The organism is Nocardioides astragali, from assembly GCF_024436375.1.
GTDB classification, from domain to species: Bacteria; Actinomycetota; Actinomycetes; order Propionibacteriales; family Nocardioidaceae; genus Nocardioides; species Nocardioides astragali.
The window spans coordinates 69,113-91,426 of sequence record NZ_JAFMZM010000008.1; the positions used below are offsets into that span (position 1 = coordinate 69,113).

Genomic DNA, 22,314 nt, shown 5'->3' on the forward strand with positions numbered 1-22,314 from the left:
ATGACCCCGCTGCGCATCCGGTCCCGACGAGTCCGCAAGGAATCTCCCGTAGCCGGGTTCGCACCCGCGGTCGCTCAGCTCGCGACGGTCGGCCTCGTGGCCGGCCTCCTCCTGGCCGCCCAGAGCACGACGGCAGCGGCCGCCCAGGCCTCACCGGGCGAGGCCAGGCGAAGCACCGCCTGTGTCGACGTCCTCGTCGTCGGCATCGACGGCAACGGACAAGGCAAGAAGGACCGCCCCGGGCAGGTGGTCGCGTCCGTCGCCAACAAGATCGCCGCCAAGGCCAAGAACCAGGGACGCACCTCGGCGTTCAAGCGGGTGCGGCTCTCGACACCCGGGCCCGTGGTCACGCTTCGCACCAAGAGCGGTCCCGGCGCGGGCGCGGTGAGCCGCGCCGGCCTCACCCGCTGGAAGAAGCCCATCCGCTCCGGCACCAAGGCGACGCGCAAGCTTGTCAACGCCCGGCTGGCGAGCTGCCCCGAGCAGCAGGTGCTGCTGGTCGGCTACGCGCAGGGCGCGGCCGTCGCGCACCGGGTGCTCCAGGACCTCGACGAGAAGGACGCCCTGGCCAACGTGGCCGGTGCCGTCACCGTCTCGGACCCCTCGAGGGTGCGGAAGTCGTCGGCGGGCCGCCCGCTGGGCAACCCGGCCGCCGCCAAGAACTCCGAGGGGATCCTGACCCGTTTCACGAAGTCCACGGGGGACGTCCCCGACCCCAGCGGCACCTTCCGGGTCGTGTCGGTGTGCCACAAGGGCGACCTGATCTGCAACCCGAGCAAGGTCTCGGCCCGTCGCGCGCTCGCGCTCTCCTTGTCCTACGCCTCGAAGAAGTCCCGCTCCGCGATGCGTACGGCCGCGGACCGGGCCTGGGCCCAGGTCTCGCTGTGGCCCGTCCCCGCCTCGCAGCAGGTCGTCGTGGGCGTCGGTGAGGCGATCTCCACGCAGATCGCCGTCGTCGGCGGCTCCCCGACACCCCCCGCGGCGCGCTTCACCCCCGTCTCCGTCCCCGCCGGGCTCAGCCTCAGCGAGAGCGGCGCGCTGACCGGGCGCATCGACACGGCCGGCACCTACCAGGTCGACTTCACCGTGAGCGGCGTCTCGCCGGCGACCACTCCCAAGACCGGTCGTCTCCTGGTGCTCGTCCGCCAGCCCTCGAGTGGTGCCGCGGCCGGTGGACAGTCCTCGTGCGCCGTCCGCGCCGACGCAACGGCCTGGTGCCAGGGCCGCAACGACTTCGGCCAGCTCGGTGACGGCACCACGACCCTGCGGATCAGCCCCGTCCAGGTGGTTGGCACAGGGTGGTCGCGGATCGCGACCGGCGGCAGCTTCACCTGCGGCGTCAAGGTCGACGGCACCCTGTGGTGCTGGGGCCTCAACAACTTCGGGCAGCTCGGCGGCGCCGACAAGGCCACCTCCCTCCTGCCGCGGCAGGTCGGCACCGCTACGACGTGGCGTGACGTCTCGACCTCGTGGCAGCACGCCTGCGCCACGCAGACCGACGGCTCCGCATGGTGCTGGGGCCAGAACCAGCGCGGCCAGCTCGGCGCCGGCAACACCTCGGCTCGCAGCAGCGCGCCCGTCCGGGTGCTGGGCAGCCAGCAGTGGACGTCGGTGTCTGCCGGCGGCTGGAGCACGTGCGGCACCACCACCACCGGTACGGCGTACTGCTGGGGCGACAACGCCTTCGGCCAGGTCGGCGACGGCACGATCACCACACGCGTCCAGCCGACGGTCGTGACCGGCGGCATCCTGCTCGCCCAGGTCTCGACGACCTGGGGCCGTGCCTGCGGGGTGACCCCGACGGGGCAGGTCTGGTGCTGGGGCGAGAACGCCAACGGCGAGCTCGGCAACGGCACCCGCATCAACTCGGCCAAGCCGGTCCAGGTCGCCGGCGGCGACACCTTCACCACTGTCGGCACCGCGGTGACCGCGTCCTGCGCGACCCGCACCGACGGGCAGGTGCTGTGCTGGGGCGACAACCGCTACGGTCAGCTCGGCCCCGCTGCCAGCGGGAGCGGCTCGAGCACCCCGGTCGCGGCCGGCCTGGCGTCCAGTGGTCCGGTCACCGGCGGCTGGCTCCACCTGTGCGCCGAGGGCGCGGGCTGCTGGGGCGGCAACGAGACCGGCCAGCTCGGCAACGGGACCATCGCAGCGGCGAGCATGCCCGCCGAGGCCGCGGCCCCCTGGGGTCCCGGCGCGGTCGTGACCGACAAGCAGGTCCGCAAGTGGACCGCGTCCAAGATCGCCGAGAAGGCCATCGCCGGACGCCCGGGTGTCAACGCCCGGGCCCGCCGAGGCCCGCTGTCCACCGAGGTGATGACCTTCAACATCCTCGGCAGCCAGCACACCGCGCCCGGTGGCGCGCGCCCCAACTTCGCGCCGGGGCGCGTCCGCAGCGAGTGGGCCAAGACGCTCATCAGCCAGCGGGGCGCCACGCTGGTCGGCCTCTCCGAGCCGCAGCCCGACCAGATCGGCTCGCTGGACGTGGCGACCAACGGTGAGTTCTCGTTCTATCCCGGCAACACCATGGGGTACGAGGCCGCGCCGCAGTCGGTGATGTGGAAGGACTCCGAGTGGACCTACGTCTGGGGCAACACCGTCCAGATGCCGTTCATGAAGGCCTCGCGCCCGCAGGCGCTGGTCCGGCTGCGCCACACGTCGACCGGCCGCGAGATCTACTGGATCAACGCCCACCTCTCGCCCGGCAAGATGCAGGCCGACCGCGACAAGGGCATGGACATCATCAAGCAGGTGGTCAAGCGGCTGGGCGTCGACGGGCTGCCGGTGCTCGTCACCGGTGACCTCAACGAGCACGCCAAGGCCTTCCGCAGGATCGCCTGTCCCCTCGACCTCAACGCAGCGGTGGGTGGCGAGGCGAAGGGCGCCACCTGCCGCCCGCCCGCCGCGATGCGCGTCGACTGGATCTTCGGGCGCGGGACGTTCGAGAACACCGAGGTCAACCAGGGCGCCCAGGTGCGGCGCACGACCGACCACGCGGTGGTCTCCTCGCGCTTCACCGTGCAGTAGTGTCCCGGCTGCCCATATCGAGCAGCGGGGGCAGGGGAGGAGTCGCGATGAAGGCGAGCGTGCAGCGCGTCGACGACGACGGACTCCACCTCGAGCGCGGCTTCGACGGCTCCCTCGACGTTCACTTCGACGGCTGGCGCGGCTGGTCGGTCGCGGTGGAGGAGGGCTCCGAGCCGGTCACCGTCCCGTGGCCCAAGCGGCTCAAGGCGCGCCTGGACGGCTCGTCTCTGGTCACCGTCACGGTCGACGAGGAGGAGGTCTTCCGTGAGGAGGTCACCTTCGGCGCCGGGCAGGGACGCGTCGAGCTGGTTGACCGGTTCGGCAACCCGGTCATCATCGACAAGTGGGGGCTGACCCAGCGCATCTTCGAGACCCGGCGCGAGGGCGGGGCCGTCGAGGCGATGACCGCCATGGCCGAGCGGGTCCTGGACGTCATGCGTGAGTCCTGCGGGATCGAGGGATGGATCTCGTTCGGGACGCTGCTGGGCGCCGCCCGCTCCGGCAAGGTGATCGGCCACGACAGCGACATCGACCTCTGCTACCTCTCCGAGAAGCCGAGTCCCGCCGAGATGGCCGTGGAGATGTGGGACATCGCCCGCGCACTGGTCGACGCCGGCATCTCCGTCAAGCACAAGACCGCGAGCTTCATCACCGTCGTCTACGACGCCCCGGACGGCGGCGAGGACGGCATCGACATCTACACCTGCTTCTACGTCGGCGACCTGCTGCACGAGACCGCGACGGTGCGCGAGCGTGTTCCCCGCTCGGCCGTCCTGCCGCTGCGCCTGCTCGAGTTCGAGGGTCGCGACATGCCGGCCCCGGCCGACCCCGACCGGATGCTGACGGTGTCCTACGGCCCCCAGTGGCGCGTCCCCGACCCGTCCTTCCGGCACCTGCCCTCGCGCGAGATCACCGACCGCTTCGACGCGTGGTTCGGCTCGGTGATGACCAACCGGCGCGACTGGACGCAGTTCAACGGCCAGGTGGGGGCGGCGAGCATGCGCCCGAGCCCGTTCGCGCACTGGGTCGTCGAGCAGCTCGACGGCACGCCCCGCGTCCTCGATGTGGGGTCCGGCTCGTCGGCCGACCTCCGGGCCTACCACCGGGCCGGGTGCAAGGCCATCGGCTACGACTACGCCCACCCGGGCAAGCACGCGCTGGGCGGCAAGGAGATCGACCTCCCCGACAGCGTCGGGCGCCGGGTCATCAACCTCCTCGACGAGCGCGACGTGCTCACCGTCGGTGCGCTCGCGGCCCGGCAGAAGGGCCCCAAGGTGGTCACCGCCCGGCAGGTCCTCGAGGCGGTCCCGCCCCGGTCGCGCGACCAGCTCTGGCGCTTCGCCGCGATGGCGCTCAGCGATGGAGGCCGGGTGTTCGTCGAGGGCGTCAGCCGCTCCCCGCGACAGTGCCGGCTCGCCCAGGAGCGCACCGGCTCGCCGCGGCTCTGGCCCGTCGACCCGACCGCCGTGGTCGACGACGTACGCGCCAGTGGCGGGCGCGTGCTGCACCGCGAGGGATTCGCGGCGGCCTCCCGGGCCAGTCGCACCGGCACCCCGCAGCGGTGGCGGATGATGGTCGAATACGGAGCGCAGGAAGGTCGGACGGACCGATGACGCAGGTCGTGTACCTCCACGTGGGTGGCCCGAAGTCGGGCACCACCTTCATCCAGCAGGTGCTGGAGCACAACGCAGCGACCCTGGCCGGCGCCGGCGTGCTGGTGGTCGGCCCGCGACTGGAGCTGATCCACGCCGCGATGGCGGTGCGCGACGACCGGCGCCTCGACGACCTCCCGGCGGCGGCCCGCGACGCCTGGGACCGGATCACCGAGCAGGTCCGCGAGTGGCACGGCACCGCGGCCATCGTCAGCTACGAGCTCTTCGCCAACGCCTCGGCGGAGCAGGTCCGCACGGCGCTCGCCCGCTTGGAGGGGATCGAGGTGCACGTGGTGGTCTCCGCGCGCGACCTCGGCAAGGCCATCGCCTCCTCGTGGCAGGAGCAGCTCAAGTTCGGCCTCACGAAGCCGCTGGAGTCCTGGTCGCCGCCCCAGGAGACCGCTGCCGACAGCGAGTGGGGCTGGCGCACCATGCAGCCGGCCAACGTCGCTGCGCGCTGGGGTGCGGACCTCCCGGCGGAGCGGGTCCACGTCGTCACGGTGCCCACGCGGGCCGCCTCCGACGAGCTGTGGCACCGCTTCGCGAGTGCGACCGGGCTGGCCGAGGTCGAGGACCTCGACCTCGGCGTCGAGCGGGTCAACGAGTCGCTGGGCGTGGTCGAGGCCGAGCTGCTCCGCCGCGTCAACTCCTCGATCGACGGCCGGATCCGCGGCGGTCGCCAGAAGTCGCTGTGGATGCGCGACCTGCTCGCCCACACGATCCTGGCCCCGATCGGGCGCGAGCCGATCGGGCTCACCGACGGCCAGGCGGAGGAGGCCGCGGCCCAGGCCGAGTCCGCGATCGCCGCGATCACCGCTGCGGGCTACGTCGTCCACGGGGACCTCGATGACCTGCGCCCGGCGCCCGCGGAGGCGCGGACACCGGGAGAGGTGGACGACACCGAGGTCGCCGGTGCGGCAGCGCTCGCGCTCGCCGACCTGCTCGTGTGGGCGCGCGCGGCCGGCGCCGACGTACGCACTCCCGCCCCCGGCGACAGAGCCGAGGAGCCCGGCAGCCGCCGGTCCCGCGCGACGGCCGAGGTCAAGGGCGCCCTCCGGGGCTCACTCGCCCGGCTGGCCGCCCCGGTGCGTGACCGACGCGTGGCTCGCCTGGAGAAGCGGATCGCCGAGCTGGAGGCCGAGGTGGAGGCGTCCCGGGCGCTGCACCTGCGCGTGGCCACGCTCTCCGACGTCGTGACGCAGCTGCTGCTCCCCGCGGCGCAGCAGGACGACGAGATCACCATGCAGGCCCTGCGCACCTACCGGGACCGGTCGCTGTGAGCACCCGCAGGCGCGTCGATCGGCTGCGTGACGGCGTACGACGGCAGGTGGGCGCGCGCGTCGCTGGCGCCGCGGGCCTCGACGAGCTCGTCGACCTCGAGTCCGACGTCACCTCGCTGGCGGAGGCGATCAGGGAGAATCGCGAGCTCGAGGTGCCGCTGACCGCGATGGTCGACCGGCTCGAGCGCGAGGTCGCAGAAGTGCTGTCACGGCGCACCCACGGATCGACGGGAGAGGGGATGGGAGCATGACTGACATGTCGGCCCCGCCCATCGAGCTCTCCGTCGTGGTTCCTTGCTACAACGAGGAGGAGTCGCTCCCGCGCCTGGTGGAGGTCCTCACCGAGCAGCTCTCCGCGCTGACCCCCCATTTCGAGGTGATCCTGGTCGACGACGGCAGCCGCGACCGCACGCTCGCGATGCTGCGCGAGGTGCACCGGACCCACCCGCGCTTCCGCTACCTCTCGCTGAGCCGCAACTTCGGCAAGGAGTCGGCGATGCTCGCCGGGCTCAGCCATGCGCGCGGCGAGAATGTCGCGATCATGGACGCCGACCTGCAGCACCCGCCGAGCCTGCTGGCGACCATGCTGCCGCTGCTCGCGTCGGGCGAGTACTCCCAGGTCGTCGCGCGCCGCACGCGCACCAACGACCCGGTCGTGCGCACCGCGCTGTCCCGCCTCTACTACAAGCTGATGAACCGCCTGGTCGAGGTCGACCTCCAGGACGGTGTCGGCGACTTCCGGGTGCTCGACCGTCGCGCCGTCCGCGCCCTGCTCACCCTCGGCGAGACCAACCGCTTCTCCAAGGGCCTCTTCGCCTGGATCGGCTTCCCGACCGCAGTGGTCGACTACGAGAACGTCTCGCGCGAGTCGGGTGCCACCAAGTGGCGGATGCGCGACCTGTTCAACTACGGCATCGACGGCGTGGTGTCCTTCAACTACCGCCCGCTGCGGATGTCGATCTGGCTGGGCATCCTGGTCACCCTGGTGGCCGTCGGCTACGCCCTGTGGGTGCTCGTCGACGCCATCCGCTACGGCAACAGCGTCCCGGGCTACGTCACCACGATCTGCGCGGTCACCGCCCTCGGCGGCGTGCAGCTGATCGTGCTCGGCGTGATCGGGGAGTACCTCGGCCGGATCTACGCCGAGACCAAGCAGCGCCCGCTGTTCCTGCTCAAGGAGAGCAGCGAGTCCGGCGTCCCGGTGACCACCGCCCTGGGGCGCGAGCACGAGGCCCTCCACGAGCTGGAGGACCAGTCGACCGAACGGAGCGAGCCGGCGTGACCGACTCCAGTCCCTCCCGGGCCACCTCGACCGCCCGGGCCACCTCGACCACGCCGACCAGCCCGACCACGCCGACCGTCCCGCGCAACAGCCACCGCAGGCGTGCCCGCCCGGACGTACGTCGCGTCGTCCCCACCGAGCCGCGCGCCGCCTGGCTGTGGCCGCTGCTCGTGGTCGTGGTGACCGCGGCCTACACGGCCGTTCCGTTCCTGATCACCGGCTGGTTCTACCAGCGTGGCGACACCGCGGCGCAGTTCGCGCCGACGTGGTGGCACTTCGGCCAGATGGTCCGGGAGGGCCAGTGGCCGCTGTGGCTCGACCCGCAGTCGTGGGCCGGAGGCAACTACGTCGCCGAGGCGCTCTTCGGCACCTACAACCCGCTCAACGTGCTGGTGTGGGTGGCGCTCTCGATGGGCCCCGACCTGGCGGTGTCGACCTACGCCGTCAAGGCCACGGTGATGGTCCTGCTCGCGCTCGGCACCTACCTCCTCGCCCGCGAGTACGACGCCGTGCCCGCACCGGCGGCCGCCGTCGCCATCGCGCTGCCGTTCTCCGGCTTCACGCTCTTCTGGGACGCCGGCTCATGGCCGTCGGGCCTGATGGCCTTCGCCTACGCCCCGTGGGTGTGGCTCACCTTCCGCCGCGCACTGCGTGGCGTGGGCAGCCCCTTCTGGGCGTTCCTTGCCGGCCTGCTGGCGGTGCTCAACGGCAACCCCTACGGCACCCTCGCGGTGATCACGGTCGGTGCGGCGCTCGTCGTCGAGGGCCTCGTGCAGCGCGCCTGGGGCGGGGTGGTGCGGCTGGCCCTGGTGGGCATCGCGGTGGCCGCGTTCCTGCCGTTGGTCTACCTGCCGCTCCTGGAGTCCTCCGACCTCGCGATCCGCACCACTGGCGCGCTCTTCGAGAACAGCGGCAAGCTGCGCCCGACCGCCGGCGACCTGCTGGCGGCGAGCTCGCCGCTCCACACCCCGCCCATCAAGGCGATCACCGGGCCGATGATGGTGCCGGCCACGTTCCTGGCCTGGTTCGTGCTGCCCCTGCTGCCGTGGCTGCGCTACGACGTGATGCGCCGGCGCGCGCGCGAGTTCGTGGGCCTGGGCCTGGTGTCGGCCGCCTACCTCGCGCTGACCCTCGGCCCGAGCAAGCTGTGGCTCTTCCGCTGGCCGCTGCGGGTCATCGAGTACTTCTACCTCGGCGTCCTGGTCGTCTTCGCGGTCCTGCTCAGCCAGGGCCTGGCCCGCTCCACGATGCGCCCGCGGCTGGTCGGCACCGGCCTCATCATCGTCGTCCTGGGCTGGCTCACCTGGTCGCAGGACCCCAGCGCCCTGCGTCGTGCTGTGATCGGCACCGGGGTCGTGGCCGTGCTCACCGTGGTCGCGCTCGCCGCCCATCTGGTCGTGCGGCGGACAGCGCTCGTGTCGCTGGTCGCCATCGGCGGCGTCGGTGCCGTGCTGGCCATGCAGGTCTCGGTGTTCGGCGAGAACGCCAGCTCCCGCGTGTGGCACGTGCCGAGCGACGTCGCGGCACTGCAGAAGACCTTTGCGGACCGCGAGGGACGAGTCATGCAGTTCGCCGACCTCAAGCCGCTGCAGAAGAAGGGCCGGGTCGGCCAGCTCGAGCGCCAGTGGGACACCTACCTCCCCGGCAGCATGTACCACCCCGCCGGGGTCGAGGCTGTCAACAGCTACACCGGCATGGGCTTCGTGCCCTTCACCACGAACTTCTGCATGGAGTACGACGGCCTCACGCAGGCCTGCGGCTACCGCAACCTCTGGAAGGTCGGTGGGTCCGGCCAGCCGCCGCTCGCCGACCTGATGAAGCTCGACACCATCGTCGTGCAGGCCAAGCTGGCCAAGGGCGTCACGCCGGGGGAGGGCTGGACCGAGGAGTCGAGCGACGGCGGCGCGATCGTGCTGCGCCATGACGGCGAGCAGCCCTGGGCCGGCTCCGAGCTGTCCTGGGCCTCCGACGGCATCGAGGTCGCCGGTGCCAGCAGCCGCAGCAACCTGCACGAGACGGTCGACGTGACCGCCGCGGACGAGGGCGGACAGCTCGTGTTCTCGATGCTTGCCTGGCCGGGGTGGTCGGCCGAGCTCGACGGCAAGCCGCTCAGTGTCACCCGCAGCGACGTCGGGCTGCTGACCGTCACCCTGCCTCCCGGTGCCGCGGGCACCGTCGACCTCACCTACCGCCCGCCGGGCCTGGCGATCGGCCTGGTGGGTGCCGGCATCGGCACGGCGCTCGGTCTCGGCCTGGCCCTCGTCGGCTGGCGCGCCTGGCGCCGTCGCCGCCCCGAGGAGCACCCCTGGACGGCCGGGGACCGAGGCCCGCTGGAGCCCCGCGACGATGTGACAACAGTCTCGGACGCGGGCCCTGCCCAGGTGAACGACCGATAACTAGACTCCCGAGCGTCCCACCGCGACTGCTCAGGAGCCACCACATGCCTCGTCTCTGCCAGACCGACGGTCTCACCGAGGACCAGATCGAGATCCTCAAGGCCGTGCGGCAGTTCGTGGACGAGAAGATCATCCCGGTCGCCACCGAGCTCGAGCACAAGGACGAGTACCCGACCGAGATCGTCGAGGGCCTCAAGGAGCTCGGCATCTTCGGTCTGATGATCCCCGAGGAGTACGACGGGCTCGGCGAGTCGCTGCTGACGTACGCCTTGTGCGTGGAGGAGATCGCCCGCGGCTGGATGAGCGTGTCGGGCGTCATCAACACCCACTTCATCGTGGCCTACATGCTGATGCAGCACGGAACCGAGGCGCAGAAGCAGAAGTACCTCCCCAAGATGGCGACCGGCGAGGTCCGCGGCGCGTTCTCGATGTCCGAGCCCGGTCTGGGCTCCGACGTGTCGGCCATCACGACCAAGGCGGTCAAGGACGGTGACGACTACCTCATCAACGGCCAGAAGATGTGGCTGACCAACGGTGGGTCCTCGACGCTGATCGCGGTGCTCACCAAGACCGACGAGGGTGCCGAGAGCGTCTACCGCAACATGACGACCTTCCTGGTGGAGAAGGAGCCCGGCTTCGGCGAGACCGCGCCGGGGCTGACGATCCCCGGCAAGATCGACAAGATGGGCTACAAGGGCGTCGACACGACCGAGGCGATCTTCGAGAACCACCGCGTCTCGGCCGACCAGGTCCTCGGCGGTGAGCCGGGTCAGGGCTTCTACCAGATGATGGACGGCGTCGAGGTCGGCCGCGTCAACGTCGCCGCCCGGGCCTGCGGCATCGCCAACCGGGCCTTCGAGCTCGGCATCGCCTACTCCCAGCAGCGCGAGACGTTCGGCAAGCCGATCGCCGAGCACCAGGCGATCCTGTTCCGCCTCGCCGAGATGGCGACCAAGGTCGAGACCGCCCACACGATGATGGTGAAGGCGGCCCGGATGAAGGACTCCGGCCAGCGCATGGACGTCGAGGCCGGCATGGCGAAGATGCTCGCGAGCGAGTACTGCAACGAGGTCGTCGAGGCCTCGTTCCGGATCCACGGGGGCTACGGCTACTCCAAGGAGTATGAGATCGAGCGCCTCTACCGCGAGGCGGCCTTCATGCTCATCGGCGAGGGCACCTCCGACATCCAGAAGATGATCATCGGCCGCAGTCTGCTCAAGGACTACAAGCTCCGCTGACCGGCCCGTCCAGCGGCCCACACTAGGATCCCGGCATGCCCGGTGGTCGTCTCGTCCTGCACGTCGGGGCGATGAAGTCGGGCACCACCTTCATCCAGTCGCGCCTGTTCGCGCACCGCGACCTCCTGCAGGAGCGCGGCATCCGGGTGCCGGGCCAGCGTCGGCGCAGCCAGGTGCTGGCGGTCCAGCAGCTGCTCCGTGGCGGTGGGCCGATGTGGGACAAGCACGCGGCGGCGGTCTCGCGCCACGACGGCACGTCGATCATCTCCATGGAGCTGCTGGGGCCGGCTCGGGCTGACGTCGTCGAGGCCTTGCGGGACTCCGTGGCGGCAGAGGTGGAGGTGGTCATCACCGCCCGCGACCTCAACCGGTGCATCCCGGCGATGTGGCAGGAGACCGTGCAGAACGGTCGGACGTGGGGGTGGCACGACTACGTCATCGGCGCGCGCACCGACCGTCCGAGCGCGCGCACCGGTGCGCCGGAGACGGAGGCGGGCCGGGCCTTCTGGATCCAGCAGGACCTGGCGCGGATCGCGCGCACCTGGGGATCAGTGTTCGGCTCCGAGCACGTCACGGTGGTCACCGTGCCGCCGCCCGGTGCACCGCCCGAGCTGCTGTGGGACCGGCTCGCCAGCCTGGTGGGGCCGGAGCTCGTCGGTCTCACGTCCGCGCCCGACCCCAACGAGTCCCTGGGCGCGGCGTCGGCGACGGCGATGCGGCGGCTCAACCAGCTGCTCGATGGCGAGGGCCTGCCCTTCCCGCAGGGTCACCAGCTCCGCAAGCGGCTCCTGACCAAGCAGGTACTGGCGGCCCGCAAGCCCTCCGAGCCTGCGATCGGCCTGGGCGTCCTGCCCTGGGTGACGGAGGAGGCCGACGCGCAGCAGGCCGGGCTCGTCGACCTCGGGGTACGGCTCGTCGGCGACTGGGCCGACCTGACGCCGGCAGACGTGCCGGGCATCGATCCCGAGACCCTTGACGAACGGGAGGTCAGCGAGGCCGCCCTGGCCGGGCTGGCCGGCCTCCTCGTCGCGCTGACCCGGTCGGCCCAGGCCGAGGCCGAGGCCGAGGACTAGGCTCCGGCGGCCTCGGCCTCCGCGTCCGCGGCCGCGAGTGCCTCGCTGGCGGCCTCGACCACCTCGGGGGAGAGGACGTGCTCGATGGCCAGCGCGGACGCGCCGAGCACGGCCGCCTCACCACCGGCGCGGGACGTCACGATGCGCAGGTGCTCGGTGGCCAGCGGGAGCGAGCGGTGGTAGACCGACTCGCGGATCCCGGCCAGCAGGTGCTCGCCGGCGCCGGCGACCTGTCCGCCGATCACGACCACAGAGGGGTTGATCAGGTTGACCATGGTGGCGACGACCTCGCCGATGTCGCGCCCGGCCTGTCGCACGACCGCCATCGCGGGCTGGCTGCCGGCCCGCACCAGCTCGACGACGTCGCCGCCGGTCTCGGCGCTCTCGCCCTGCGCGCGGACCGCGGCCGCGAGCGCCGGTCCGGCGGCCACCGCCTCGAGGCAGCCGGTGTTGCCGCAGCGGCACAGGATGTCGTCCGCGCCGGGGACCCGGACGTGTCCGAGGTCCCCCGCGGTGCCCTGCGCGCCGCGCTGCAGCACGCCGCCGGAGACGATGCCCGCACCGATGCCGGTGGCCACCTTGATCAGCACCAGGTCGTCGACGTCGCGCAGGTGCCGGCGCCGCTCACCCAGCGCCATGATGTTGACGTCGTTGTCGACGAGCACCGGCACCGGGTACTGCTCCTGGAGGTGGCCGGGCACGTCGTAGCGGTCCCAGCCCGGCATGATCGGCGGGTTGATCGGGCGTCCGGTCGAGTGCTCGACCGGGCCGGGCAGGCCGATGCCGATGGCTGCCAGGTCCTCGATCGGCCGGTTGCCGGCGGCGACCAGGTCGCGCACGGACTCCACGACCCAGGCGAGCACCGGCTCGGGGCCGTCGGCGACCGCGATCTGCGCGTCCACCTCGCCGAGGATGGTGCCGTTGAGGTCGGTCAGGGCTGCGCGTGCGTGGGTCGCGCCGACGTCGATGCCCACGACCAGCTTGGCGGTGGGGTTGATCGCGAACAGCGCCGGAGGGCGACCTCCGGTGGAGCGCGCGCCGCCGAACGGCGCAACCAGTCCGAGCCGCATGAGGGTGTCGATCCGAGCCGTGATCGTGGAGCGGGCGAGCCCCGTCGCCTCGGCCAGCTGGGCGCGGGTCCAGGGCCTTCCGTCACGGAGGAGGTCGAAGAGCTCACCGGTGCGCACGGTCGGAGTCAAGCACATGCACGACTTTGCACGCTAGAGGTAACACTTTTGGAAGGTGCTCGACAAAAGCCGGTGACGCATGCCACAGTTGCCGGGTGTCCGACACTCACGCCCTCGTCGCCACCGGGATGACCAAGAGCTTCTTCGGCAACACCGTGCTGGCCGACCTCGACCTCGCCCTCGACCCCGGAGAGGTCCACGGACTGGTGGGGGAGAACGGGGCCGGCAAGTCGACGCTCATGAAGATGCTGGCCGGGGTCTACACCCCCGACAGCGGCACGATCGTCGTCGCCGGCCAGGAGGTCTCCTTCAGCCACCCCGTGCAGGCCCAGCGGGCCGGGGTCTCGACCGTGTTCCAGGAGTTCAACCTGCTCCTCGAGCGCACCATCGCCGAGAACATCTGGCTCGGCCGCGAGCCGCGCCGCTTCGGCGCGTTCGGCCCCATCGACACCGCGCGCATGCGCCGCGACACCGAGGAGCTCCTGGAGGGGCTGGGCGTCGCGGGCCTCAAGGCGGGCACGCTCGTGCGCAACCTCTCGGTCGCCGAGCAGCAGATCGTCGAGATCGCGAAGGCGGTGAGCTTCGACGCCAAGGTGATCCAGATGGACGAGCCCACGGCCGCGCTCGCCGACCACGAGGTCGAGCTGCTCTACTCCATCATCCAGCGGCTCACCGAGCGCGGGGTGGCGATCCTCTACGTCTCCCACCGGCTCAAGGAGATCTTCGAGCTCTGCCAGACCATCACCATCCTCAAGGACGGCCAGCACGTCGCCACCCGACCGGCTGCCGACCTCACCGAGGGAGAGCTGGTGCGGTTGATGGTGGGCCGGCCGCTGACCCAGTACTTCCCGGACAAGCCGGTCGACGTGGCCGTCGGCGACGTCCGGCTCTCCCTCGAGGGTGTCGGCAACGCCTATGTCGACGACGTCTCGCTCGAGGTCCGCGCCGGCGAGATCGTCGGACTGGCCGGCCTGCAGGGCTCGGGCCGCACCGAGCTCCTGGAGACCGTCTTCGGCGTCCACCCGGTGGCTCGCGGGAGCGTGAGCCTCGACGGCGCCCCGCTGCAGGTGAGCAGCCCGCGGCAAGGCGTACGCGCCCGTCTGGCGTTCATCACCGAGGACCGCAAGGCCAAGGGCCTGGCGCTCAACCAGTCGATCCTCGACAACTCCCTCGGCGTGGTCCGCGCGGTCTTCCCCCGCCGCACCGCGGCGGCCCGCCGCGAGATGCCGGGCGTGCTGTCCAACCTCGAGGTCTCCGCGCACAGCCTCGGCCAGGAGGTGCAGTTCCTCTCCGGTGGCAACCAGCAGAAGGTCGTGCTCGCCCGCTGGCTGAGCATCGATCCACTCGTCGTGCTGATGGACGAGCCCACCCGTGGCATCGACGTCGGTGCCAAGCACCGCGTCTACGAGCTGATGCGCGAGCTCACCCGGCAAGGCGTCGCCGTGCTCATGGTCTCCAGCGAGCTGCCGGAGGTGATCGGGATGTCCGACCGGATCCTGGTCATGCGCGACGGCACCCTGGCCGGCGAGCTGCCGGCCGGGGCGAGCGAGGAGGCCGTGCTGGCCATGGCCACCGGAGCCGCGACCGAGGGGGACGCCGCATGAGCACGCCCGCCAGCACCCCCGCCAGCACCCCGGCCACCACCTCCGGTTCGGCCGAGGCCCCCGAGTCCGTACGTCGTCGCCGCGCCGCGCGACCACGCGGGGCGCGCCGCCTCGACTCGACCGCACTGATCTACCTGGTCCTGGTCGGCGTCGTGGTCGCCTCGGCCGTGCTCACCGCCGTCGAGGGCCGCAACTTCTTCACGCAGGGCAACATCTGGGCCGTACTGACCGCGATGAGCGTGCTCGGCCTGATCGCCATCGGGCAGACGCTGGTCATCCTCGTCGGCAGCCTGGACCTGTCGGTGCCCTACGTCGTCAGCCTGGCCACGCTCGTCGCCGCGGGCGGCATGAAGGGCCTCGACTCCAACGTGCCGGCCGCGGTCTTCAACACGCTGGCGCTGTCGGTCCTGATCGGCCTCGTGATGGGGCTGCTCGTCAGCCTGCTCGACGTGCACGGCTTCATCGCCAGCCTGGGCGTGGGCCTCATCGTCAGCGGCTACCTCGCCACCAACTACCAGGGCAGCCACGGGGCCGCCGCACCCGACCTCAGCCTGCTGGGCCGCAGCGGCATCGCCGGCATCATCCCCACGGCCTTCATCGTCCTGCTGGTCTGTGCGCTGCTCGTGACGCTGGTGCTGCGCTACACGCGGCTCGGCCACCACCTCTACGCCGTGGGCGGCAACCGCGAGGTCGCCCGCATGTCCGGCGTCCGGACCGCCGGTCCGGTGATCGCCGCCCACGTCATCTGCTCCTTCCTGGCCGGTGTGGCCGGGCTCCTGCTCCTCTCGCGCACCGGGGTGGGCCTGCCCACCATCGGCTCCCAGGGGCGCTACGACCTGCTCTCCATCGCGGCCGTGGTCCTCGGCGGCACGCTGCTGGCCGGCGGCAAGGGCAGCGTGGTGGGCACCATCGGCGGCGTCGCGATCTTCGCGGTCCTCGACAACGTCATGGGCGTCATGCAGGTCAACCCGTTCCTCAAGGACTTCGTCCGCGGCCTGGTGATCGTGCTGGCCGTGGCCGTCTACGCCCGCCGCAGCGTCGTACGCCGTCCACCACGGTTCGGCCCGGACCGGGTGCTGCCGCTGCCCGTCCCGCTGCTCGCCAGTCCCTCGAAGCCGACCGACCAGGACCCAGCATGAGCGCCATCACCTCGACCCCGGACCGTCGGGACACCCACGTCCTCCCCGCCAGCGAGGGCTCGCTGTTCCAGCGGTTGCTGCGCGGCGCCGTCACCCCGGGTGGTGCGGTCTTCCTGCTGGCGGCCGTCCTCTTCATCGCCGTGGTGTGGGCCAACCCGTCGTTCGGGGAGCCGCCCCAGCTGATCCGCTTCATCGGCCGGACGGCGCCGATCGCGATCGCGGCGATGGGGCAGTACTACGTCATCGTCGCGGGCGAGTTCGACCTCTCGATGGGTGCGGTGATCGCGACCCAGGTGGTGATCGCCGGCAACTACATCGGCGACGACGAGTCCCGCGTGCTCCCCGCGATCGCGCTCATGCTGGCGATCGGTGCGGTGGTCGGACTGGTCAACGGGCTGTGCACGACGCTGCTGAAGGTGCCCAGCTTCATCGTCACCCTCGGCACGATGCTCGCCCTCGGGGGACTGGTGCGCTACCTCACCGGTGGCGCGGCGACCGGCAACCCCGTCGACAGCTTCCGCGAGATCGGCCGCGGCGGTCTCCAGGACGTGCCGGTCCTGGACGTCCTGCCCTACCCGGTCATCATCCTGACGGTCGTCGCCGTGGCCAGCGTCTGGCTGATGCGCTCGCCGTTCGGTCGCACCCTCATCGCCTCGGGCGACAACCCCGACGCCGCCGGCCTGGCCGGCTCGCACGTGTGGTGGGTCAAGACGCGGGCCTTCATGCTCTCCTCCCTCGCGGCCACCGTCGCGGGCATCCTCCTCGTCGGCTACGCCGGCGTGCACCCGTCGGTGGGTGCCGGCTACGAGTTCCAGGCGATCACTGCCGTCGTGCTGGGTGGCGTGGTCCTGGGCGGAGGCCGGGGCTGGGTCCTCTCCGCCGCTGCCGGCGCCTTCGCCCTCGAGCTGCTCTTCTCGTTCCTCAACTTCCAGGAGGTCGAGTCCACGTGGAGGAACTCGGTCCAGGGACTGATCATCATCCTCGCCGTCGCGCTTGCCGCCCGCGCCTGGACGCTGGGCCGCCGCCCCTCTCGTACGCCGGCATCCCCGACTCCATCAGCAGCACCATCACCCACCCCTGCCCGCCCGGGCACTGAAACAGGAGAAAACTGATGCGCCGAAACATCCACCGCGCGCCGCTGGCCGTGGCCTCGGCCCTGCTGCTCGGGGTGTTCGCCACCTCCTGCAGCACCGAGGACCCCACGGACGACACCAGTGCGTCCGAGGCTCCTGCTGACTCGGCCGAGTCGCCCGAGGAAGGCTCCGAGGAGACCGAGAGCTCGGAGGAGTGGTTCGACCAGGAGGTCTACGACACGCAGTACGAGCAGCGCTCGGCGACCTTCGAGGGTAACCCGGAGCAGCCCTGGCTCCAGTACATCGACGGCGAGATGACCGACACCTCCAAGCTCGCCTCGAAGGGGGCGAAGAAGGCCTGCTTCGCCAACGCCTCGATCTCCAACCCGTGGCGGCAGACCGGCTGGATCACGATGAACCAGCAGCTCGAGGTCCTCGTCGACGAGGGCGTCATCTCCGAGATGGAGACCCGCGACGCCGGCGACGACGACAACACCCAGATCGCCGACATCGACTACTTCATCTCCGAGGGCAACTGCGACGCCTTCATCATCTCGCCCAACTCCACCGCAGCCCTGACGGACGCGGTCGAGCGCGCGTGCGACACCGGCAAGCCGGTCGTCGTCTTCGACCGCGGCGTCGAGACCGACTGCGCCACCACCTTCATCCACCCGATCGGTGGCTTCGCGTGGGGCATCGACACCGCCGAGTACCTCATCGACAACCTGGAGGAGGGCGACAAGGTCATCGCGCTGCGCATCCTGCCCGGCGTCGACGTGCTGGAGCAGCGCTGGGCCGCGGCCGAGAAGCTCTTCGAGGAGAACGGCATCGAGGCGGTCGACTACTTCACCGGAGCCGACCCCACCAAGATCAAGACGATCATCACCGACGAGCTCAACAAGGGTGAGGTCGCTGGTGTCTGGATGGACGCCGGTGACGGTGGAGTCGCGGCGATCGAGGCCTTCGAGGACTTCGGTGCCGACTACCCGGTCATGACCGGTGAGGACGAGATGAGCTTCCTGCGCAAGTGGGAGGAGACCGGGCTGACCGGCCTTGCGCCCGTCTACTCCAACTTCCAGTGGCGCACCCCGCTCCTCGCGCTCGAGAAGATCTTCGCCGGCGAGGAGGTCCCGAAGGAGTGGGTGCTGCCGCAGACGCCGATCACCGAGGACGAGCGTGCCGACTACCTCGAGGCCAACGAGGGCATGCCCGACGGCCACTACGCCAAGTTCGGCGGCGAGGACCTGCCGGGTTACCCCGAGGTGTGGCAGGAGCGCCAGATCCCCTGATCCGGGGCTGATCCAAGCTCCACCGGGGGGAAGTCGGTGGGTCGGGCCCGAGCCCGGCCCACCGACTCCCTCGCCCGACCCATCCCTCCCCATCCCTCCCCAGCCGACCGGAAGGACGTCCCGCCATGCGCGAGATCGGCGTCAACACCTGGGTCTGGACCTCGCCGCTCACCGATGCGGACGCGGTCGACCTGCTGCGACGGATCGCCGCCATGGGGTTCGACGCGGTCGAGCTGCCGCTGGAGAACCCCGGTGACCTCACCGTCGCCGCGGTCCGTGACGCTCTCGCCGAGACCGGGCTGACGCCGTACGTCGTCGGGGCGATGGCGCCGGGGCGCGACCTGGTCGACCCCGTCCACGTCGCCGCCACGCAGGACTACCTGCGGGCCTGCATCGACTTCGCGGCCGGAGTCGGGGCCACCTCCGTCTGCGGCCCCTTCTACGCCTCCACCGGCCGGGTCTGGCGGATGGACGCCGACCAGCGGGCCGCGGCCTACGCCGACGTCCGTACGCACCTCGCGCCCGTGGTCGACCACGCGCTCGAGCAGGGCGTACGGCTGGGGATCGAGCCGCTCAACCGCTACGAGACGTCCCTGGTCAACACCGTCGACCAGGCACTGACCGCCTTCCAGCCGCTGCTGGGCGACGGGCTCGGCCTGGCCCTGGACACCTACCACCTCAACATCGAGGAGCGCTCCAGCGCGGACGCGATCCGCGCCGCGGGGACCCACCTGGCGCACGTCCAGGTCTGCGGCAGCGACCGTGGTGCCCCGGGCGGCGACCAGACGGACTGGCCGGCGCTGGTGGCCGCGCTCGACGAGGTGGGCTACGGCGGTCCCCTCAACATCGAGAGCTTCACCGCCGACAACGCGTCCATCGCCACGGCCGCCTCGATCTGGCGGCCGCTGGCACCCACACAGGACGACCTGGCCCGCGACGGGCTGGCCTTCCTCCGATCGCTCGGTTGAGCGACACAACATTCAGGAGAACGACGTGACCAGCTCATCGAGCGCCTCGATCGGGACACCGGGTGTCGCCGTCATCGGCTATGCCTTCATGGGCAAGGCGCACTCGCACGCGTGGCGCAACGTCGCGGCACTGCGGCCCGGCGCTCCCGACGTACGCCAGCAGGTGCTGGTCGGCCGCGACGCGGACGCCGTCACGGTGGCGGCCACGCAGTACGGCTGGGCCGAGTCGGCCACCGACTGGCGCGCGGTGATCGAGCGCGACGACATCGACATCGTGGACGTCTGCGTCCCCGGGCACCTGCACGCCGAGGTCGCGATCGCCGCGCTCGAGGCCGGCAAGCACGTGATCGCCGAGAAGCCGCTCGCCAACACCCTCGCCGAGGCCGAGAAGATGGTCGCCACGGCGCAGGCCGCCCGCGAGCGTGGCGTGCACTCGATGGTCGGCTTCAACTACCGCCGCGTGCCGGCGCTGGCGCTGGCCCGGCAACACATCGCGGCCGGACGGCTCGGCGACGTGCGCCAGGTGCGGATCGCCTACCTGCAGGACTGGCTGGCCGACGAGTCGGCGCCGATGACGTGGCGGCTGCGTCGCGAGCTCGCCGGCTCGGGCGCACTCGGCGACCTGGCGTCCCACGCGGTGGACCAGGTGCGCTTCCTGCTCGGCCAGGAGGTGAGCGGCGTCAACGCGCTGACCAGGACGTTCGTGCCGCAGCGGACCGGGCAGGACGGTCCCGAGGACGTCACGGTCGACGACGCCGCCTGGAGCACGCTGCGCACCAGCGGCGACGCGGTCGTCAGCCTCGAGGTGTCCCGGATGGCGAGCGGTCGCAAGAACGCGCTCGGCATCGAGGTCTACGGCAGCCGGGGCGCCCTGCGCTTCGACCTCGAGTCGCTCAACCACCTCGACGTGTGCCTCGACGGTGCCGACAGCTTCTCGCGCGTGCTCGTCACCGAGCCGAGCGACCCGTACATCGACGGGTGGTGGCCCCCGGGACACGTGCTGGGCTGGGACGCCACGTTCACCAACCAGGCCGCCGACTTCCTGACTGCCCTCGAGGAGGGGCAGGAGCCGACGCCGTCGTTCGAGGACGGGCTCGCTGTGCAACGGGTGCTGGCCGCGATCGAGGCCAGCGCCGAGCAGGACGGCGCCCATGTCGGAGTCGACGTGGGAGTGGGGCGGATCTGATGGGTCGACCGTTCACCCTGTTCACCGGCCAGTGGGTCGACCTGCCGCTGGAGGAGGTGGCCCGGCTCGCCGCCGGGTGGGGCTACGACGGCCTCGAGGTCGCGGTGTCCGGTGAGCACCTCGACGCGTGGCGCTGGGACGACGACGCCTACGTCGCCGAGCGACTCGGGATCCTGGAGGAGCACGGCCTCCAGCTGCACGCCATCTCCAACCACCTCACCGGGCAGGCCGTCTGCGACGACCCGATCGACTTCCGCCACCAGGCGATCGTGCGCGAGCGGGTGTGGGGCGACGGCGACCCCGAAGGTGTCCGCACGCGTGCGGCCGAGGAGATGAAGCTGACCGCCAGGCTGGCGCAGAAGCTCGGCGTGCGCACCGTCGTGGGCTTCACCGGGTCCTCGATCTGGCAGTACGTCGCCATGTTCCCGCCCGTGCCCGCCGAGCGGATCGAGGCGGGCTACCAGGACTTCGCGGACCGGTGGAACCCGATCCTCGACGTCTTCGACGAGTGCGGGGTGCGGTTCGCACACGAGGTCCATCCCTCCGAGATCGCCTACGACTACTGGACGACCCGGCGCGCGCTCGACGCCCTCGACAACCGACCGGCGTTCGGCATCAACTGGGACCCCAGCCACATGATGTGGCAGGGCATCGACCCGGTCGCCTTCATCAGCGACTTCGCCGACCGGATCTACCACGTCGACTGCAAGGACACGCGGATGCGGATGGGCGGTGGCCGCAACGGCATCCTCTCCTCGCACCTGCCGTGGGACGACCCGCGGCGCGGGTGGACCTTCGTCTCGACCGGTCACGGCGACATCCCGTGGGAGGACTGCTTCCGCACCCTCACCGCGATCGGCTACGACGGCCCGATCTCGGTCGAGTGGGAGGACGCCGGCATGGACCGCCTCGTCGGTGCCCCCGAGGCGCTCGCGCACCTCCGCTCGCTCGACTTCGAGCCGCCCGCGCAGTCCTTCGACGCCGCGTTCAGCAAGCAGTCGGCGAGCTGAGCCGCAGGCTCCGGCCTGCCCTAGACTCCCCGGCATGAGGGGGTTCCGGGCGAAGGACGAGGACCGCGACCGGTTCGTCGAGCTCATCGAGGCGGCCTACGTCGACGGGCAGATCGGTGACCAGGACCGCGAGCTGCGCGTCAGCCGCGCGCTCTCCGCGGCGACCCTCGACGAGCTCGAGGCGCTGACGCGGGACCTGCAGCGCCCTCCGGGTCACGACGTCGTACGCCCCTCGCCGGCCCTGCCGGCAGCCCGTCCGCGGCCGGTGGCATGGGTGCTCGTCGCACTTGTCGCGGTTGTGGGCCTGCTCGTCGCGGTGGCCCCGCTGGTGATGTTCGCCGGCAGCGAGCAGGACTCCGCCACCTCGACCCCGACGTGGGCGGTCGAGTCCTCGGCGTCCGCCTCTCCCGTCAACGAGCTTGACGGTTTCGAGATGACCCCGGCGGACGTGCGGAGGTTCGTGACGTCCTACGAGAGGAAGTTCGGCACGCTCGAGGCCTTCGAGGTCGCCTTCTTCCCCGACCGCATCCAGGCCCAGGTCCCCGTGCGCGGCTCGCGACCGCGGATGGAGCGGTGGGCGTGGGACGGCCAGTGGCGCCAGGACACCCAGGCTGCCGCTGTGGCCGGGCCCCACCAGCGCGTCGACCTCGGCACGGTCGACGTGCGCCGCCTGTTCGACAACATCGCCACGGCCCGACGCGTCCTCGGGGTGGAGAAGGGCAGGTTCACGCATGCGCTCCTGATCCGGTGGGGCGCCGAGCCGACCGAGCTCAACATCTACATCGGCAACACGTTCAACGAGTCCGGCTACCTCAGCAGCACGCCGAGCGGCGAGATCACGCGGCGCCACCCCTACGCGTCCTGACTCCCACCTTGTGACAGAGCCCACGTGACGGTGCGGGTCACGGCA

Annotated in this window: 17 protein-coding genes; 16 read left to right on the forward strand and 1 reads right to left on the reverse strand. The window is 71.4% G+C overall.

Features of this window, described 5'->3' with window-relative positions; all coding sequences use genetic code 11:
• The 8 genes from J3P44_RS23765 to J3P44_RS23800 are packed head-to-tail and all read left to right on the forward strand — an operon-like array spanning window position 1 to window position 11,948.
• Complete coding sequence (locus J3P44_RS23765; RefSeq protein WP_255892994.1) at window positions 1-3,027, forward strand: cutinase family protein; 3,027 nt, start codon at window positions 1-3, stop codon at window positions 3,025-3,027.
• 47 nt (window positions 3,028-3,074) lie between these two features.
• Window positions 3,075-4,640, forward strand: a complete 1,566-nt coding sequence (locus J3P44_RS23770) for a LicD family protein (RefSeq protein ID WP_255892995.1) — start codon at window positions 3,075-3,077, stop codon at window positions 4,638-4,640.
• Entirely contained in the window at window positions 4,637-5,959 is a 1,323-nt protein-coding gene (locus J3P44_RS23775; protein ID WP_255892996.1) for a DUF6752 domain-containing protein, read from the forward strand. The genes J3P44_RS23770 and J3P44_RS23775 overlap by 4 nt, the downstream gene beginning before the upstream one ends.
• Window positions 5,956-6,210, forward strand: a complete 255-nt coding sequence (locus J3P44_RS23780; protein ID WP_255892997.1) for a hypothetical protein — start codon at window positions 5,956-5,958, stop codon at window positions 6,208-6,210. The genes J3P44_RS23775 and J3P44_RS23780 overlap by 4 nt, the downstream gene beginning before the upstream one ends.
• The gene (locus J3P44_RS23785; protein ID WP_255892998.1) at window positions 6,207-7,241 is read left to right on the forward strand and encodes a glycosyltransferase family 2 protein; all 1,035 of its coding nucleotides are present in this window, start codon (window positions 6,207-6,209) and stop codon (window positions 7,239-7,241) included. The genes J3P44_RS23780 and J3P44_RS23785 overlap by 4 nt, the downstream gene beginning before the upstream one ends.
• Window positions 7,238-9,637 carry a putative glycosyltransferase family protein gene (locus tag J3P44_RS25685; protein WP_255892999.1) on the forward strand — a complete coding sequence of 800 codons (2,400 nt, stop codon included), beginning with the start codon at window positions 7,238-7,240 and terminating at the stop codon, window positions 9,635-9,637. The genes J3P44_RS23785 and J3P44_RS25685 overlap by 4 nt, the downstream gene beginning before the upstream one ends.
• 44 nt (window positions 9,638-9,681) lie before the next feature.
• Window positions 9,682-10,875, forward strand: coding sequence for an acyl-CoA dehydrogenase family protein (locus J3P44_RS23795; RefSeq protein ID WP_255893000.1), 1,194 nt, complete (start codon window positions 9,682-9,684; stop codon window positions 10,873-10,875).
• 35 nt (window positions 10,876-10,910) lie between these two features.
• Window positions 10,911-11,948, forward strand: a complete 1,038-nt coding sequence (locus J3P44_RS23800) for a hypothetical protein (protein ID WP_255893001.1) — start codon at window positions 10,911-10,913, stop codon at window positions 11,946-11,948.
• On the opposite strand, the gene J3P44_RS23805 is transcribed toward J3P44_RS23800, so the two are convergent.
• Window positions 11,945-13,135, reverse strand: coding sequence for an ROK family transcriptional regulator (locus J3P44_RS23805; protein WP_255893002.1), 1,191 nt, complete (start codon window positions 13,133-13,135; stop codon window positions 11,945-11,947). The genes J3P44_RS23800 and J3P44_RS23805 overlap by 4 nt on opposite strands.
• A gap of 95 nt (window positions 13,136-13,230) precedes the next feature.
• Between J3P44_RS23805 and J3P44_RS23810 the strand changes: the two genes are divergently transcribed.
• The 8 genes from J3P44_RS23810 to J3P44_RS23845 all read left to right on the forward strand — a co-directional run bounded on the left by J3P44_RS23810 (window position 13,231) and on the right by J3P44_RS23845 (window position 22,269).
• Window positions 13,231-14,739: a sugar ABC transporter ATP-binding protein gene (locus J3P44_RS23810; RefSeq protein ID WP_255893003.1), complete on the forward strand. Its 1,509-nt coding sequence runs from the start codon at window positions 13,231-13,233 to the stop codon at window positions 14,737-14,739.
• The gene (locus J3P44_RS23815) at window positions 14,736-15,878 is read left to right on the forward strand and encodes an ABC transporter permease (RefSeq protein WP_255893004.1); all 1,143 of its coding nucleotides are present in this window, start codon (window positions 14,736-14,738) and stop codon (window positions 15,876-15,878) included. The genes J3P44_RS23810 and J3P44_RS23815 overlap by 4 nt, the downstream gene beginning before the upstream one ends.
• Entirely contained in the window at window positions 15,875-16,990 is a 1,116-nt protein-coding gene (locus tag J3P44_RS23820; protein WP_255893005.1) for an ABC transporter permease, read from the forward strand. Before J3P44_RS23815 ends, J3P44_RS23820 begins: the two co-directional genes overlap by 4 nt.
• Entirely contained in the window at window positions 16,990-18,240 is a 1,251-nt protein-coding gene (locus J3P44_RS23825) for a substrate-binding domain-containing protein (RefSeq protein ID WP_255893006.1), read from the forward strand. Before J3P44_RS23820 ends, J3P44_RS23825 begins: the two co-directional genes overlap by 1 nt.
• 125 nt (window positions 18,241-18,365) lie before the next feature.
• Entirely contained in the window at window positions 18,366-19,208 is an 843-nt protein-coding gene (locus J3P44_RS23830) for a sugar phosphate isomerase/epimerase family protein (protein ID WP_255893007.1), read from the forward strand.
• A gap of 25 nt (window positions 19,209-19,233) precedes the next feature.
• Entirely contained in the window at window positions 19,234-20,394 is a 1,161-nt protein-coding gene (locus J3P44_RS25690) for a Gfo/Idh/MocA family protein (RefSeq protein WP_255893008.1), read from the forward strand.
• Window positions 20,394-21,404, forward strand: a complete 1,011-nt coding sequence (locus J3P44_RS23840) for a sugar phosphate isomerase/epimerase family protein (protein ID WP_255893009.1) — start codon at window positions 20,394-20,396, stop codon at window positions 21,402-21,404. The genes J3P44_RS25690 and J3P44_RS23840 overlap by 1 nt, the downstream gene beginning before the upstream one ends.
• Before the next feature lie 34 nt (window positions 21,405-21,438).
• Entirely contained in the window at window positions 21,439-22,269 is an 831-nt protein-coding gene (locus tag J3P44_RS23845) for a DUF1707 SHOCT-like domain-containing protein (RefSeq protein ID WP_255893010.1), read from the forward strand.
• Window positions 22,270-22,314: the final 45 nt, after the last annotated feature.